Source organism: Pseudomonas sp. B21-040 (assembly GCF_024748695.1).
In the GTDB taxonomy this organism is placed as follows: domain Bacteria; phylum Pseudomonadota; class Gammaproteobacteria; order Pseudomonadales; family Pseudomonadaceae; genus Aquipseudomonas.
Genome location: NZ_CP087176.1, coordinates 1,348,044 through 1,364,473 on the forward strand (window position 1 = coordinate 1,348,044; position 16,430 = coordinate 1,364,473).

13 protein-coding genes are annotated in these 16,430 nt (G+C 60.2%); 7 read left to right on the forward strand and 6 right to left on the reverse strand.

The window, feature by feature from the left end; all coding sequences use genetic code 11:
• Positions 1-37: 37 nt before the first annotated feature.
• From pcaH to pcaC, 6 genes are all read left to right on the forward strand, one after another.
• The gene (pcaH, locus tag LOY55_RS06060; protein WP_046029385.1) at positions 38-742 is read left to right on the forward strand and encodes a protocatechuate 3,4-dioxygenase subunit beta; all 705 of its coding nucleotides are present in this window, start codon (positions 38-40) and stop codon (positions 740-742) included.
• A 1-nt stretch (position 743) separates the two neighbouring features.
• Positions 744-1,310, forward strand: a complete 567-nt coding sequence (gene pcaG / locus LOY55_RS06065; protein ID WP_258667797.1) for a protocatechuate 3,4-dioxygenase subunit alpha — start codon at positions 744-746, stop codon at positions 1,308-1,310.
• Between the two features lie 206 nt (positions 1,311-1,516).
• Entirely contained in the window at positions 1,517-2,821 is a 1,305-nt protein-coding gene (locus LOY55_RS06070; RefSeq protein ID WP_046029387.1) for an MFS family transporter, read from the forward strand.
• Positions 2,822-2,866: 45 nt separating this feature from the next.
• On the forward strand, positions 2,867-4,231 hold the full coding sequence (locus LOY55_RS06075; protein ID WP_223523935.1) for a 3-carboxy-cis,cis-muconate cycloisomerase: 1,365 nt from the start codon (positions 2,867-2,869) through the stop codon (positions 4,229-4,231).
• An 11-nt stretch (positions 4,232-4,242) separates the two neighbouring features.
• On the forward strand, positions 4,243-5,034 hold the full coding sequence (gene pcaD / locus LOY55_RS06080) for a 3-oxoadipate enol-lactonase (protein ID WP_223523938.1): 792 nt from the start codon (positions 4,243-4,245) through the stop codon (positions 5,032-5,034).
• Between the two features lie 10 nt (positions 5,035-5,044).
• On the forward strand, positions 5,045-5,437 hold the full coding sequence (gene pcaC / locus LOY55_RS06085) for a 4-carboxymuconolactone decarboxylase (RefSeq protein WP_046029390.1): 393 nt from the start codon (positions 5,045-5,047) through the stop codon (positions 5,435-5,437).
• 136 nt (positions 5,438-5,573) lie between these two features.
• Here the strand turns inward: pcaC and LOY55_RS06090 are convergent, their stop codons facing one another.
• From LOY55_RS06090 to LOY55_RS06105, 4 genes are all read right to left on the reverse strand, one after another.
• Entirely contained in the window at positions 5,574-6,833 is a 1,260-nt protein-coding gene (locus LOY55_RS06090; RefSeq protein WP_223523941.1) for an OprD family porin, read from the reverse strand.
• 412 nt (positions 6,834-7,245) lie between these two features.
• A complete protein-coding gene (gene emhC / locus LOY55_RS06095; protein WP_046029392.1) occupies positions 7,246-8,706 on the reverse strand; it encodes an efflux RND transporter outer membrane subunit EmhC in 1,461 nt (486 codons plus the stop codon).
• Complete coding sequence (gene emhB, locus LOY55_RS06100) at positions 8,703-11,867, reverse strand: efflux RND transporter permease subunit EmhB (protein ID WP_046029393.1); 3,165 nt, start codon at positions 11,865-11,867, stop codon at positions 8,703-8,705. Before emhB ends, emhC begins: the two co-directional genes overlap by 4 nt.
• Positions 11,868-11,870: 3 nt before the next feature.
• Entirely contained in the window at positions 11,871-13,028 is a 1,158-nt protein-coding gene (locus LOY55_RS06105) for an efflux RND transporter periplasmic adaptor subunit (protein WP_046029394.1), read from the reverse strand.
• 265 nt (positions 13,029-13,293) lie between these two features.
• On the opposite strand from LOY55_RS06105, the gene emhR reads away from it, so the two are divergent.
• Positions 13,294-13,926 carry an efflux system transcriptional repressor EmhR gene (gene emhR / locus LOY55_RS06110; protein WP_223523943.1) on the forward strand — a complete coding sequence of 211 codons (633 nt, stop codon included), beginning with the start codon at positions 13,294-13,296 and terminating at the stop codon, positions 13,924-13,926.
• A gap of 244 nt (positions 13,927-14,170) precedes the next feature.
• On the opposite strand, the gene LOY55_RS06115 is transcribed toward emhR, so the two are convergent.
• Both LOY55_RS06115 and LOY55_RS06120 read right to left on the reverse strand, forming a co-directional pair.
• The gene (locus LOY55_RS06115) at positions 14,171-15,220 is read right to left on the reverse strand and encodes an alkene reductase (protein WP_109788045.1); all 1,050 of its coding nucleotides are present in this window, start codon (positions 15,218-15,220) and stop codon (positions 14,171-14,173) included.
• Between the two features lie 21 nt (positions 15,221-15,241).
• On the reverse strand, positions 15,242-16,408 hold the full coding sequence (locus LOY55_RS06120) for an MFS transporter (protein WP_223523946.1): 1,167 nt from the start codon (positions 16,406-16,408) through the stop codon (positions 15,242-15,244).
• Positions 16,409-16,430 lie beyond the last annotated feature (22 nt).

A 16,430-nucleotide genomic window follows, 5' to 3' on the forward strand; every position in this document is an offset into this window, starting at 1 on the left:
CACGCTGCGTCGACTAATAAGAACAGAGGAAAGCGAAATGACTGACAAGCCTGGTTACCGTCGTCCGCAGGAGGGCACCCAGCCCGAGTACCTGCACCCGACGTATCAATCCACCAACCTGCGCTCACCGTCCAAACCGTTGGTGTTTTTGCCTCATTCGTTGTCGGAAATCACCGGACCGACCATTGGCGCTGAACGCGTTAACGAGACGGACAACGACCTGACGGCCCAGCACAAAGGCGAGCCGTTGGGTGAGCGCATCATCATTCACGGCCGCGTGCTGGATGAAAACGGTCTGCCGGTGCCGGGCATTCTGGTGGAAATCTGGCAGGCCAACGCCGCCGGTCGCTACAACCATGCTCGCGACCTGCACGACGCGCCGCTGGACCCGAACTTCACTGGCACCGGTCGCACCGTGACCGACGCCGATGGCTGGTATCAGTTCCAGACCATCAAGCCCGGCGCCTACCCGTGGGGTAACCACCACAACGCGTGGCGCCCGGCGCACATCCATTTCTCGCTGTTCGGGCCGAGCATCCTGACGCGCCTGGTGACGCAAATGTATTTCCCCGGCGACCCGCTGTTGGCGTATGACCCGATCTACAATTGCGTGCCCGACACCCGCGCCAAGGAGCGTTTGATCGCCACGTTCGATCTGGAAAAAACCGTCCCTTCCTACGCCCTCGGTTATCGCTGGGACATCGTCTTGCGCGGCCGCGATGCCACGCCGATGGAGAAATAAGATGACGCTGAACGCGACCACGTCCCACACCGTCGGGCCGTATTACCACATTGGCCTGACCTGGCTGAACCGCGAAGACCTGACCGTCGCAAAAACCCTGGGTGAGCGCGTGGCGATCACCGGGCAAGTCGTCGATGGCAATGGCGACTTCGTCAATGATGCGATGCTGGAAGTCTGGCAGGCCAACGCGGCGGGCAAGTACGACCACCCGGAAGATGATCAGGACAAGCCGCTGGACCCGAACTTTGAAGGCTTAGGCCGGGTGCCGGTAGATGCAGAAGGGCGCTTTCGTTTTACCACCATCAAGCCGGGCACGGTTGAAGGCCTGAAAGGCTCGACCCAGGCACCGCACCTGGTGGTGCTGGTGTTTGCTCGCGGATTGGTGAAGCATTTGCTGACGCGGATTTACTTTGATGGCGAGCCGGCGAACGTGTCGGACCCGTTGCTGGAGTGCGTGCCGGCCGAGCGCCGCAGTACCTTGCTGGCGAAGCAGGATGCGTCCGGTGTTTACCGGTGGAATGTGATCCTGCAAGGCACTGATGCCGAGACGGTGTTCTTCGATTATTGATCGAACACCACAGAACCTGTGCTGATCGTTCCCACGCTCTGCGTGGGAATGCCGCCAGGGACGCTCCGCGTCCACTGTGACGCGGAGCGTCACGGGATGCATTTCCACGCAGAGCGTGGGAACGATCGATGTGAGGACTGAATCTGCGGAACGGGACTGTTGCGAAGTGTGTCTAGACTCTCACTGTCCCCATTGAGTGAAAAACAATGACAACGCCCACGGCTATTACAGATCACTACACCGGTGAAGAACGCAGCAAGCGGATCTTTGCCATTGTCGGTGCCTCGTCCGGCAACCTTGTGGAATGGTTCGACTTCTACGTCTATGCTTTTTGCGCGATTTTTTTTGCGCCGGCCTTTTTTCCGTCTGACAACCCCACGGTGCAGTTGGTCAACACCGCTGGCGTATTCGCCGCCGGGTTCCTGATGCGCCCCATTGGCGGCTGGGTTTTCGGCCGGTTGGCGGACAAGCACGGGCGCAAGAGCTCGATGATGATTTCGATTCTGATGATGTGCTTCGGTTCGTTGCTCATCGCTTGCCTGCCGACCTACAAGGACATCGGCGTCTGGGCCCCGATCCTGCTGCTGTTCGCGCGTTTGATTCAAGGTTTGTCGGTGGGCGGCGAATACGGCACCACCGCCACGTACATGAGTGAAGTCGCCCTCAAGGGCCAGCGCGGGTTTTTCGCCTCGTTCCAATACGTGACGCTGATTGGTGGGCAGTTGCTGGCGGTGTCGCTGGTGGTGATCCTGCAACAGTTCCTCACCGAGGATGACCTGCGTGCCTACGGCTGGCGGATTCCATTCGTGGTCGGTGCGTGCGCGGCGCTGATTTCGCTGTACCTGCGTCGTTCGCTGAAAGAAACCTCCAGCAAGGAAATGCGCGAAAACAAGGACGCCGGCAGCATCAGCGCGCTGTTCCGTGACCACAAAGCCGCGTTCATTACCGTGCTCGGTTACACCGCCGGTGGTTCGCTGATTTTCTACACGTTCACTACCTACATGCAGAAGTACCTGGTGAACACCGCCGGCATGCCGGCCAAGACCGCCAGTTACATCATGACCGGCGCACTGTTCCTCTATATGTGCATGCAGCCGTTCTTCGGCATGCTCGCCGACAAGATCGGCCGGCGTAACTCGATGCTCTGGTTCGGTGCCCTCGGGACCTTGTGCACCGTGCCGATTCTGTTGAGCCTGAAAAGTGTCAGCAGTCCGTTCATGGCTTTCGGGCTGATTACCCTGGCGCTGGCGATCGTGAGTTTCTACACCTCGATCAGCGGCCTGGTAAAAGCCGAGATGTTCCCGCCGGAAGTGCGCGCACTGGGCGTCGGCCTGGCGTACGCGGTGGCGAACGCGATCTTCGGTGGTTCGGCGGAATACGTGGCGCTGAGCCTCAAGGCTGTTGGCATGGAAAACTCCTTTTACTGGTACGTCACGGTGATGATGGCGGTGGCGTTCCTGTTCAGTCTGCGTCTGCCCCGGCAGGCGAAATATTTGCACCACGACCTTTGATCTTTACGCGCGGGCCTGACCGGCCCGCGCCTCCAGGGACTGTTTATGAACGAGCGACCGGGCAATCAATTGTTCGATGCCTACTTCACTGCCCGCGATATGCGTGACGTGTTTTGCGATCAAGGCCGGGTTCAGGCCATGCTCGATTTCGAAGCCGCGCTGGCCCGGGCCGAGGCGCGTGTCGGTCTGATTCCGCAAACCGCGGTCGCCCCGATTGAAGCGGCGTGTGCGGCCGGGCATTACGACTTCGCCGCCCTCGGCGAGGCGATTGCCACGGCGGGCAATTCCGCCATTCCATTGGTCAAGGCATTGGGCAAACAGATCGCAACCCGTGATGCGCAAGCCGAGCGCTATGTGCATTTTGGCGCGACCAGCCAGGACGTGATGGACACCGGCCTGGTGTTGCAACTGCGTCTGGCACTGGCATTGATCGAAAGCGATCTCGCGCAACTGGGCGATACCCTCGCCACTCAAGCCAAGCGATATATCGCCACTCCGCTGGCGGGACGCACCTGGTTGCAGCACGCAACGCCGGTCACCCTCGGCATGAAAATCGCCGGTTGGCTGGGCGCGGTCACCCGTAGCCGTCAGCGCTTGCAAGAGCTCAAGCCACGTCTGCTGGTGCTGCAATTCGGCGGTGCCTCTGGAACCCTGGCAGCCCTTGGCGCGCAAGCGATGCCGATTGCCGAAGCGCTGGCCGGCGAGTTGCAACTGACCTTGCCGGAACAACCCTGGCACACCCAGCGCGATCGTCTGGTGGAGTTCGGCTCCGTGCTGGGATTGATCGCCGGCAGCCTGGGCAAACTCGGCCGCGACATCAGCTTGCTGATGCAGACCGAAGCCGGCGAAGTGTTCGAGCCGTCGGCGCCGGGCAAGGGCGGTTCCTCGACCATGCCGCACAAGCGCAACCCGGTGGGCGCGGCGGTGCTGATCGGCGCGGCGACTCGGGTTCCCGGCTTGCTCTCGACGCTGTTCAGCGCAATGCCGCAGGAACACGAGCGCAGCCTCGGTTTGTGGCATGCCGAATGGGAAACCCTGCCCGAGATTTGCTGCCTGGTGTCCGGCAGCCTGAAGCAAGCGCTGCTGGTCGCGCAGGGCCTGGAAGTGGATGCGCAGCGCATGGCGCGCAACCTCGATCTGACCCAGGGCCTGGTGCTGGCCGAAGCGGTGAGCATTGTCCTCGCCCAGCGGGTCGGCCGCGACACTGCGCATCATCTGCTGGAACAGTGCTGCAAGCGTGCGGTGGCTGAACAGCGTCATCTGCGTGCCGTCCTCGGTGACGAGCCGCAAGTGACCGCCGAGCTTTCTGGCGCTGAACTCGATCATTTGCTGGACCCCGCCCATTACCTCGGTCAGGCCCGTACCTGGGTCGAGCGAGCGGTGGCTGAACATATTGCGTTGACTGCCTGAAGGAGATTGCTGTGGCTTTTGTACAACTCGCCGAGGGCGAACTGCATTACCAATTGGATGGCCCGAAAGATGCGCCAGTGCTGGTGCTGTCCAACTCGTTGGGCACTGACCTGCATATGTGGGATGCGCAGATTGCGGCGTTCAGCGAGCATTTTCGCGTGCTGCGTTTCGACACCCGTGGTCACGGTCAATCGCTGGTGACGCCGGGGCCGTACAGCATCGAGCAACTGGGCCAAGACGTTTTGGCACTGCTGGATTCGCTGCACATCGAGCGTGCGCATTTCTGTGGTTTGTCCATGGGCGGTTTGATCGGCCAGTGGCTGGGGATCAACGCCGGACAGCGTTTGCATAAGCTGGCGGTGTGCAATACCGCCGCGAAAATCGGCGATCCGTCGATCTGGAACCCGCGCATTGAAACGGTGCTGCGCGACGGTCCAGCGGCCATGGTTGCCCTGCGCGATGCCTCGATTGCGCGCTGGTTTACCCCGGACTTCGCGCAGGCCAACCCGGCCGCGGCCAAGCGGATCACCGACATGCTCGCGGCCACTTCGCCTGAAGGTTACGCGGCCAATTGCGCGGCAGTGCGCGATGCCGATTTCCGTGATCAGTTGCCTTTGATCAAGGTGCCGCTGCTGGTGATCGCCGGCACCGAAGACGCCGTGACACCGCCGTCCGGCGGGCACTTCATTCAAGAACATGTGCAGGGCGCCGAGTACGCCGAGTTCTACGCTGCGCACTTGTCCAACGTCCAGGCCGGCGCAGCGTTCAGCGAGCGCGTCTTGGCGTTTTTGAACGCTCATTAAGGGGATTGTTGTGGACGAGAAACAACGTTACGACGAAGGCATGAAAGTCCGTCGCGCGGTGCTCGGCGACGCCCACGTCGACCGCAGCCTGAATGCCCTGACCGAGTTCAACTCGGAGTTTCAGGAGATGATCACCCGTCACGCCTGGGGTGACATCTGGACCCGTCCAGGCTTGCCACGCCACACCCGCAGCCTGATCACCATTTCCATGCTGATCGGCATGAACCGCAACGAAGAGCTGAAACTGCACCTGCGCGCCGCCGCCAACAATGGCGTGAGCCGTGGCGAGATCAAGGAAGTGATCATGCAGAGCGCGATCTATTGCGGCATCCCGGCGGCAAATGCGACGTTCCATCTGGCCGAGTCGGTTTGGGATGAGTTGGGAGTTGAGTCGCGGGAGTGATCCCGGTGATTTGCGTTGATTGAACTAACGCCATCGCGGGCAAGCCCGCTCCCACAAAGTTTTATGTCATGCCCAAATCTTGGGGCACACACAAAACCTGTGGGAGCGGGCTTGCCCGCGATGGCGTACTTGAGGTTTACAACAAATTGATCGGGTAGTTGACGATTAAGCGGTTCTCGTCGAACTCGTTGTTGCTGAAGTCGCGGCGAATGGTCGAGTTGCGCCATTTGACGTTGAGGTCCTTGAGCGCGCCGCTTTGTACGGTGTAGCTCAGCTCTGATTCGCGCCCCCATTCCTTGCCGTCGGTGATCGTGCCGGTGTGCACGTTATCGCCGCTGATGTAGCGGTTCATCAAGGTCAGGCCCGGTACGCCGAGTGCGACGAAGTTGTAGTCGTGGCGTACTTGCCAGGATTTCTCCTGGGCATTGTCGTAGCTGGAGTTGTAGCTGTCGTTGGCCAGGGTCCCGCCGCTGGTGCCGTTGACGCGCATCCAGGCGTTGTCGCCGGTGAGTTTTTGCAGGCCGACGTAGAAGGTGTTGCCGCCGTATTTGGCCGAGAACAGACCGTACATGGTTTTGTTGTCCAGCTCGCCGGCGCGGGCACTGCCGTCATCCTTGCCGTAGAAATAACCAAGGTTGGCACCCAGGGTCCAGTCGCCAATCGGTTGGTTGTGCGTCAGGTTGATGAATTGCTGGCTGTAAATGTCCTTGAGTTCGGCATTCCACAGGCCTACCTGGGTGCGCTTGTCGTTGAACACGTACTCGCCGCCCTGAAAGTTGAACCGGTCAGAGGTGAACGCGGCTTTGCCGGTCATCGACATGTCGTCCATGCTGCTGTCGTCCCGTGGGCTGTTCTGGCGGAACTGGCCGCCGTAGAGCGTCAGGCCATTGATTTCCTTCGACGTGATCTGCCCGCCACGGAAGGTTTGCGGCAGCGAACGACCGTCGTCCGAACGCAGGATCGGCAGCACTGGCATCCATTCGCCAACCTTCACTTCGGTCTGCGACAGCTTGGCTTTGAACGCGACGTTGGTGCGCCCGAAATTGTCCGCCGGGCGTCCGTCGTGATCCAGCGGCAGCAACTGCGTACCGCCAGTGCCTTTCCCGCCATCGAGTTTCACCGAGTAGAGCCCCAGCACATCCATGCCGAAACCGACGGTGCCCTGAGTGAAACCGGACTTGGCGTCGAGGATGAAGCTTTGTGTCCACTCTTCAGCCTTGCCCTGAGCCTTGGTCGGGTTGGTGAAGTTGCGGTTGATGTAAAAGTTGCGCAGGTTCAGGTTGACCTTGGCACCTTCGACAAAACCTGATTCCTCGGCCTGGGCGGGCAAGACCGCTGAGGCCACGGCGATGGCGATCAGGCCGGGAAACAAATACTGCGCGGTGGAAGGCTTCATGAGCTCGGGTCTCTCTAATTCTTGGGGATGAAACGGGGCGATGCCGCGACTTTTGAAGGTGCGGACAAATGATCGAAATATGAGGGTGAAACCTGAAGATCAGCCGGACAGGGCAGGGCGTGGGGGCATGACATCGAACCTGTTGTTATTGGTTTTGTGGGGCGAATGGTGCGGTGAATGTACTGAATGGTTCAATCGGCGAAAGCGGGTTTTGGGCGATTATCGAACGTAACATTAGCCTGGTTTTTTGGGTGGCTGTACTGGCCACATCGCGGGCAAGCCCGCTTGTATGTTTAGACTTGAAGGGGTGGGAGCGGGCTTGCCCGCGATGAGGGCAGTGATCACGCCACACATTTTCCTGTAGCCAACAAAAAGCCCACCAATCGGTGGGCTTCTTGTGTTCACAGCGCTATCAGAACAACTTCATCTTCGGCGCTTCTTCTTTCAGCGGTTCGAGCTTGGCAGTCTGCGAATTCCAGCCACCACCCAACGCCTTGTACAGATTGACCGCGCTGACCAACTGCGCCAGACGGTCGGTGATCAGCACTTGTTGGGCGCTGAACAACTGACGCTGGGCATCGAGGAAGGTCAGGTTGCTGTCGACACCAATGAGGTAGCGACGTTGAGCCAGGCGGTAGTAGTCCTGGTTGGCGGTGACGAAGTCACGCTGGGCCTGCAACTGATCGGTGTAGGTCTGGCGGGCGGCCAAGCCGTCGGCGACTTCCTGGAAGGCCGTTTGAATGGACTTCTCGTAGTTCGCCACGCCGATGTCTTTCTGGATTTTCGAGTAATCCAGGCTGGCGCGCAGGCTGCCGGCGTTGAAGATCGGCAGGTTGATTTGCGGTTGGAACAACCAGGTGCCGGAACCGCCCTTGAACAGACCGGACAAGTCCGGGCTGAGCGTGCCAGCGTTGGCTGTCAGGCTGATGCTCGGGAAGAATGCAGCCCGTGCCGCGCCGATGTTGGCGTTGGCGGCCTTGAGGTTGTATTCGGCCTGGAGGATGTCCGGACGACGTTGCAGCAAGTCCGATGGCAGACCGGCCGGCACGTCGCTCAGCAAATCGTCAGACAGCGGCTTGGCTGCTTGCAGATTGGCCGGGATGCCAGTGCCGAGCAGCAGCACCAGGCTGTTTTCATCCTGCGCGACCTGACGGGTGTACTTCGCCAGTTGTGCCCGGGCGTTCTCTACCGAGGTCCGCGACTGAGCGAGGTCCAGCGCCGACGCTACACCGACTTCGGCGCTGCGCGCGGTGAGCTTGTAGCTCTCCTCGAACGCACCGAGGGTGTCCTGGGTGACTTTCAGCAGTTCCTTGTCGGCTTGCCAGGTCAGGTAGGCATTGGCCACGCTGGCCACCAGGCTGATCTGCGTGCTGCGACGACCTTCTTCAGTGGCGAAGTACTTCTGCAGCGCTTCTTCGCTCAGGCTGCGAACCCGACCAAACATATCGAGTTCATAGGCGCTGATGCCGACGGTGGCCGAGTACGAACTGACAATGCCTGACTGACCGGTCTGCGAAGAGTTTTCCGGAACGCGCTGGCGGTTGCCGCTGCCATTGGCCGATACGGCCGGGAACAGATCCGCACGCTGGATGCGGTATTGGGCCGCAAAGGCGTCGATGTTCAGGGCCGCGACACGCAGGTCCCGGTTGTTTTCCAAGGAAACCTGGATCAGCTGTTGCAGTGCCGGGTCATGGAAAAACTGCTTCCAGCCTTGCTCCGCAGCAGCCTGGCTCGGCGCCTGGGCCGGCGAGTACGCCGGACCTTGCGGGTATTGGCCCGCCACCGGTGCCTCAGGCTGCTGATAATCGGGTATCAGCGAGCAACCACCGAGCACGAACGCGGCGACGGCTAGGGAGAGTAGCGACTTGCTCATTGGCCAGCCTCTTTAGGAGTTTCAGTGGCGTCATCCTGGTCGACTATTTTGCGCTGACCGATGGACGACACAGTGACGAAGAACAGTGGGACCCAGAAGATCGCCAGAACGGTGGCGGTGATCATACCGCCAATCACGCCGGTGCCGATGGCATGCTGGCTACCGGAACCCGCACCCGTGGATATCGCCAGGGGTACCACACCGAGAACGAACGCGAGCGAGGTCATGATGATCGGTCGCAGACGCATGCGGCTGGCTTCGATCGCGGCATCGCGCAGGCTACGCCCTTGCTCATGCAGCTCCTTAGCAAATTCGACAATCAGAATGGCGTTTTTCGCCGCCAGACCGATAGTCGTCAACAGGCCCACCTGGAAGTACACGTCGTTGGACAGACCACGCAGGCTGGTCGCCATCAACGCACCGATGATCCCCAAAGGCACCACCAGCATCACCGCGATCGGGATCGACCAGCTTTCATACAGCGCTGCCAGGCACAGGAACACCATCAGCAACGACAGGGCGTACAACGCGGGCGCTTGCGAACCGGATAACCGTTCCTCGTACGACAGGCCGGTCCAGGAAATACCGACACCCGCCGGCAGTTTGGCGGCAATGGCCTCGACTTCGGCCATGGCTTCACCGGTGGAGTAGCCCGGCGCCGGGGAACCGAGGATTTCCATCGCTTCGACGCCGTTGTAACGGGCCAGCTTCGGCGAGCCGTAAATCCATTCACCCTTGGCAAACGCCGAGAACGGAACCATGGTGCCGGCGCTGTTGCGCACATACCATTTCTTCAGGTCTTCAGGGCTCATACGCGAGCCGGGCTGACCTTGCACGTAAACCTTCTTCACTCGACCACGATCGATGAAGTCGTTGACGTAGCTACTGCCCAGAGCAATCGACAGGGTGTTGTTGATGTCCGCGATGGTAATGCCCAGGGCACTGGCCTTCTCGTCATCGATTTCCAGTTGGTATTGCGGTTCATCGTTCAGGCCGTTCGGACGCACCTGAGTCAGAATCTTGCTTTGCGCTGCCATGCCGAGGAACTGGTTGCGCGCTTGCATCAGTTTTTCGTGACCGATACCGGCACGGTCTTGAAGGAACACGTCGAAACCGGTGGCGTTACCCAGTTCCAGTACCGCCGGTGGCGCGAAGGCAAACACCATGGCATCACGGAAGGTGAAGAAGTGCTGCTGGGCACGGGCCGCCACCTTGAACACGTTGTTGTCGGCGTTACGCTCGTCCCATGGACGGAGCATGATGAACGCCATACCCGAGCTCTGGCCACGACCGGCGAAGTTGAAGCCGGTGACGGTAAACACCGAGTTCACCGCATCGCCTTCACCGCCATCCTTACCCGGACGCAACAGGAATTCACGCATCTCGTCCACGACCACCTGGGTGCGCTGGGAGGTCGAACCGGCCGGCGTCTGCACCTGGGCGAACAGTACGCCCTGGTCTTCTTCAGGCAGGAACGCCGTCGGGATACGGGTGAACAGCCAGATCATGCCGACAATGATGATGAGATAGGCCAGCAGGTACGGCGCCTTCTGGGTGAGCATATTGCCCACGCCGCGCTCGTAGCTTTTGACGCCACGATCGAAGTTGCGGTTGAACCAGCCGAAGAAGCCGCGTTTTGGCATGCCGTGCTCACCCTTGGGAATAGGCTTGAGCATGGTGGCGCAAAGCGCCGGGGTGAAAATCAGAGCAACCAGAACCGAGAGCGCCATGGCCGAAACGATGGTGATCGAAAATTGCTTGTAGATCACGCCGGTGGAGCCGCTGAAGAATGCCATCGGCAGCAGAACCGCCGACAGCACCAGGGCGATACCCACCAATGCACCCTGGATCTGCCCCATCGATTTCTTGGTGGCTTCCTTGGGCGACAGGCCTTCTTCACTCATCACCCGCTCGACGTTTTCCACTACAACGATGGCGTCGTCTACCAGCAAGCCGATGGCCAGGACCATACCGAACATGGTCAGGGTGTTGATGCTGAAACCGGCTGCCGCAAGGATGCCGAACGTCCCCAGCAACACCACCGGCACGGTCATCGTGGTGATGATGGTGGCGCGGAAGTTTTGCAGGAACAGGAACATCACCAGGAACACCAGTGCGACCGCTTCGACCAGGGTGTGAACCACGCCCTTGATCGACTCGGTCACCACCGGAGTAGTGTCGTACGGGAACACCACTTCCATCCCTTGCGGGAAGAACGGCTTGAGGCTGTCGATGGTGGTGCGCAAGGCCTTGGCAGTATCGAGGGCGTTGGCGCCAGTGGCCAGCTTCACAGCCAGGCCGGACGCCGGAGCACCGTTGAACTGGGCGTTGATGCTGTAGTTTTCACCACCCAAACCGACATCGGCGACATCTTTCAAGCGAACCTGAGAGCCGTCCTTGTTGACCTTGAGCAGGATCTTGTCGAATTGCTCGGCGGTCTGCAGACGGGTCTTGCCGATAATCGTCGCGTTCAGCTGTGTGCCGGGCAGGGCAGGCAAGCCGCCGAGCTGGCCGGACGACACCTGGACGTTCTGCGCGGCGATGGCGGTTTTGACATCGATCGGGGTCAGGTTGAAGTTGTTCAACTTGGCCGGGTCGAGCCAGATACGCATGGCGTACTGGGAGCCGAATACCTGGAAGTCACCGACACCGGCGGTCCGCGAGATCGGGTCCTGCATGTTCGACACGATGTAGTTGGACAGGTCGTCCTTGGTCATGCTGCCGTCACGCGAGACCACACCGATCACCAACAGGAAGTTCTTCACTGCCTTGGTCACGCGGATACCTTGCTGCTGTACTTCTTGCGGCAGCAGCGGGGTGGCCAGGTTCAGCTTGTTCTGGACCTGAACCTGCGCGGTATCGGAGTTGGTACCTTGCTCGAAGGTCGCGGTGATGGTCATGGTGCCGTCGGAGTTACTTTCCGAGGACACATATCGCAGGTGGTCGATACCGTTGAGCTGTTGCTCGATCACCTGCACCACGGTGTCCTGTACGGTTTGTGCCGAAGCACCCGGATAGGCAACGGAAATGGCGATGGCCGGAGGCGCAATGCTCGGGTATTGGTTGATCGGCAACTTGAGGATCGATAGAGCCCCGACCAGCATGATCACCAGGGCAATTACCCAGGCGAAAATCGGACGGTCGATAAAAAATTTCGACATGGGTTACTCCCCTTTGCCGCTGGACGCCTTATCAGCTGTCTGTGCGGGGGCCGGGTTCTTTGTGCCAACGTTAGTCGCTTCACTGGCTTTGACTTCGATGCCAGGTTTGACGAATTGCAGCCCTTCGGTGATCAGGCGATCGCCTGCCTTCAAGCCATCTTCGATCAGCCATTGGTTGCCGACGGTGCGGTTGGCCTTGAGCTGACGCAGCTCGACTTTGTTGTCAGGACCAACGACCAGAGCGGTCGGGGTGCCTTTGAGGTCGCGCGTCACGCCTTGTTGCGGGGCCAGGATTGCTGCGGCGTTCACACCGGCCAACAATTGCGCGTGCACGAACATGCCCGGCAGCAGGGTGTGGTCAGGGTTGGGGAACACGGCGCGCAGGGTGACGGAACCTGTTGTCTGGTCAACCGAGACTTCGGAGAACTCGAGCTTGCCGTCCAGCTTGTACTCGCTGCCGTCTTCGAGGGTCAGCTTGACCTTCGCCGCGTTGTCGCCCGACTTTTGCAGGCGACCGCTTTCCAGTTCGCGGCGCAGTTGCAGCAACTCCACCGAAGACTGCGTCACGTCGACGTAGATCGGATCGAGTTGCTGGATCACCGCCATCGGGTCGGCCTGGCCGCTGGTGACCAGCGCGCCCTCGGTCACATTTGAGCGACCGATACGACCGGTGAGCGGCGCGTAAACCTTGGTGTAGCGCACGTTGATCTGGGCCGTTTGCAGGGCCGCTTCCGATTGCATCCGGTTAGACACGGCGGTGTCGTATTCCTGGCGGCTCACGGCTTGTTCGTTGACCAGTTGCTTGTAGCGGTCCGCGATCGACTTGGTCTGTTGCAGGTTGGCTTCTGCGCTTTTCAGCGTGGCGTCATAGACCGACGAATCGATTTGGTACAGCTGCTGGCCAATCTTGACGTCGCCGCCTTCCTTGAACATGCGCTTGAGAATGATGCCGTTCACCTGAGGGCGAACTTCGGCGATGCGGTACGCGCTGGTACGACCCGGAAGATCGGACGTCAGGGTGAAGGCTTGAGGTTGCAGGGTAACGACGCCGACCTGAGGAGGCGGTGCGGCTGGTGGCGCTTCTTCCTTTTTGCATCCGCTGAGCAGCGATGCCAAGGCGACGGCAGTGACCAGAGCGGTAACAGCTGGCTTGAATTGCATGAAAATCCTCGGGTCAGGCGCGCATCATGCGCACTAGAAAGGTGGAAGGTTAAAAATAGGGTGCTGAGTGGATAAGTAGCTTGCTAAGGAATATACTTACGTTCATGGTTGTTTGTAAACACCTTGGCTGCGTACCCGATTCATTACAAAAGCCGTTCAAAGCTTCGAATTGTAAGACGGGGACTGCGCCCAAGAGCGCTCGCTCCACTTTTATTCAGCTGATGTTCAGACATCGCTGAAGCATCCTGATTGAGGTTTTACTGCCATGGTCCGTCGTACCAAAGAGGAAGCTCAAGAAACCCGCAGCCAGATACTTGAAGCGGCAGAGAAAGCCTTTTATGAAAGGGGCGTGGCGCGCACGACGCTGGCGGACATCGCTACCCTGGCCGGCGTGACTCGCGGTGCTATCTACTGGCATTTCAGCAACAAGGCCGATCTGGTGCAGGCCATGTTGGATACCTTGCATGAGCCACTGGATGAATTGGCCAGGGCCAGTGAAAGCGAAGAGGAACTCGATCCGCTGGGCTGCATGCGCAAGCTGCTGATTCATTTGTTTCATCAAATTGCACTGGACCCGAAAACCCGACGCATTAATGAGATTTTGTTTCATAAGTGCGAATTCACCGATGAAATGTGTGACCTGCGTCAGCAGCGTCGAACGGCCAGCCTTGATTGCAATGTGCGCATCAGCCTGGCCCTGAGTAATGCCGTGAATCGGGGGCAAATGCCCGAAGACCTTGACACGGCGCGCGCTGCCATCAGCCTGCACGCTTACATCGATGGCATCCTGTACCAGTGGTTGCTGGCGCCCGACAGTTTTCAATTGCACACCGAAGCCGAACGCTGGGTCGAGGCCGGGCTGGACATGCTGCGCTTGAGCCCAAGCCTGTGCAAATGAAACAAAAGTCAGTCATTGGCTTCGTTTGTATCAACGATCAAGGCGGGCGCTGAATCCTTCGCCGGCTCGATTTATGGCCAGGGGTGCTTTTATATACGGACGCTCGCCAGGTTGACAGGTAGCGAGCTACGTATTTTGTAGGGAAATTGTGTCTTGGGTGTGAATGAGCGTGAGCACTCCACTCCTAAAACCCAAAAGCCCCGACTCTCACGAGTCGGGGCTTTTGCATTTCAATGGCTAACGTTTACAGCGTCGGATAGTCGATGTAGCCAACCGCGCCTTTGCCGTAGAACAACTCCGGACGCGCTTCGTTCAGCGGCGCGTCGGCCTTCAAGCGGGCAGGCAAGTCAGGGTTGGCAATGAACGGCACACCGAAGGCGACCGCATCGGCCTTGCCGCTGGCCAGCCACGCGTTGGCGCTGTCCTTGGTGAAGCGTTCGTTGATGATGTACGGGCCGCCGAACGCTTCTTTCAATTGTGGACCGAGGCTGTCGCCGGCTTCTTTTTCGCGCGAGCAGATGAACGCGATACCGCGCTTGCCCAGTTCGCGGGCGACGTAGGTGAAGGTTTCTGCCAGGTTGTCGTCGCCCATGTCATGGGAATCGGCGCGCGGTGCCAGGTGCACACCGACACGGCCGGCGCCCCAGACTTCGATGGCCGCGTCGGTCACTTCCAGCAGCAGGCGCGCACGGTTTTCCAGGGAGCCGCCGTAATTGTCAGTGCGCTGGTTGGTGCTGCTTTGCAGGAACTGGTCGAGCAGGTAACCGTTGGCACCGTGGATCTCGACACCGTCAAAACCAGCGGCTTTGGCGTTCTCGGCGCCGGTGCGGTAAGCGTCGACGATGTCGGCGATTTCTGCGGTTTCCAGGGCACGCGGCGTCGGGTAGTCAGCCAATGGGCGAACCAGGCTGACGTGGCCTTTAGGCTGGATGGCGCTCGGTGCGACCGGTGCTTCGCCGTTCAGGTACGAGGAGTGCGAAACCCGGCCGACGTGCCACAGTTGCAGGAAGATCTTGCCGCCCGCGCCGTGGATTGCCTTGGTCACGTTGGCCCAGCCACGTACCTGGTCGTTGGACCAGATGCCCGGGGTGTCCGGGTAGCCGACGCCCATTGGCGTGACCGAGGTGGCTTCGCTGAGGATCAGGCCCGCGGAGGCGCGCTGGACGTAGTATTCGGCCATCAGCGCGTTCGGCACGCGGCCTTCGTCGGCGCGGCAGCGGGTCAGCGGTGCCATGATGATGCGGTTGGCCAACTCAACGTCGCCCAGTTTGATCGGATCGAAAATAGTCGTCATGAAGTAGCTCTCTTATGGAGATCAGTTGGTAGCAGGTGCCAGTTCGGGATTGCCGCTCTGACGGAAAGTAATCAGGGTCACCAGCAGGGCGAGTACCGCCAGTGCCGCTGCGGCGAGTGGCACGCTGGTCAGGCCGAAGCCGTGGGCGATGACGCTGCCGCCGACCCAGGCACCGAGTGCGTTGCCGATGTTGAAAGCGCCGATGTTCAGGGTCGACACCAGGTTGGGTGCCGCTTTGCCGAAGGTCACCACGTTCACTTGCAGGGCGGGTACGGCGGCAAAACACGCCGTGGCCCAGAGGAACAGGGTGATTTCGGTCGGGATCAGCGCAACGCTGGTCCACGTCAGTACGGTGGAGACCACGGCCATGGTGATGAACACGCCGATCAGCGTCGCGGCCATGCCTTTGTCAGCCAGTTTGCCGCCGATGATATTGCCGACGGTCAGGCCCAGGCCGATGAGCATCAGGGTCCAGGTCACGCCACGGGGCGAGACGTCGGTGACTTCGCCCAGCAGCGGTGCGACGTAAGTGAAGAGGGTGAAGACTGAGGCAGCGAACAGCGCTGTCATGCTCAGGGACAACCAGATCCCGGCGCCCTTGAGGGCTGCGAGCTCGGTGCGCATGTCGAGTTTTTCTTCGTCGCGCTTGGCCGGCAGGAAGCGGATCAGGCCGATCAGGGCAATGACACCGATCACGGTCACAGCCCAGAAAGTCGAACGCCAGCCGGCTTGCTGACCCAGCGCAGTACCCAGCGGCACACCGAGCACGTTTGCCAGGGTCAGACCGGTGAACATCAACGCCACGGCCGACGCACGTTTGTTGGCCGGCACCAGGCCTGCTGCCACCACCGAACCGATACCGAAAAAGGCACCGTGGCAGAGCGCGGTGACGACTCGCGCAAACATCAACACGTTGTAGTCACTGGCCAGGGCGCAGAGCAAGTTGCCGATGATGAAAATGCCCATCAACGCGATCAGCGCAGCCTTGCGCGGCAGCCTGGCGGTGGCCAGTGCCATGAACGGCGCACCAATGGCCACGCCCAAGGCGTAACCGGTCACCAACCAGCCGGCGCCGGGGATCGACACGCCGAGATCCGCCGCCACGTCGGGCAGCAGGCCCATGATGACGAATTCGGTGGTGCCGATGGCGAAGGCGCTCAAGGCCAGGATGAGGAGCGAGAGGGGCATTGTTGAATTCCTTTTGGGCTGG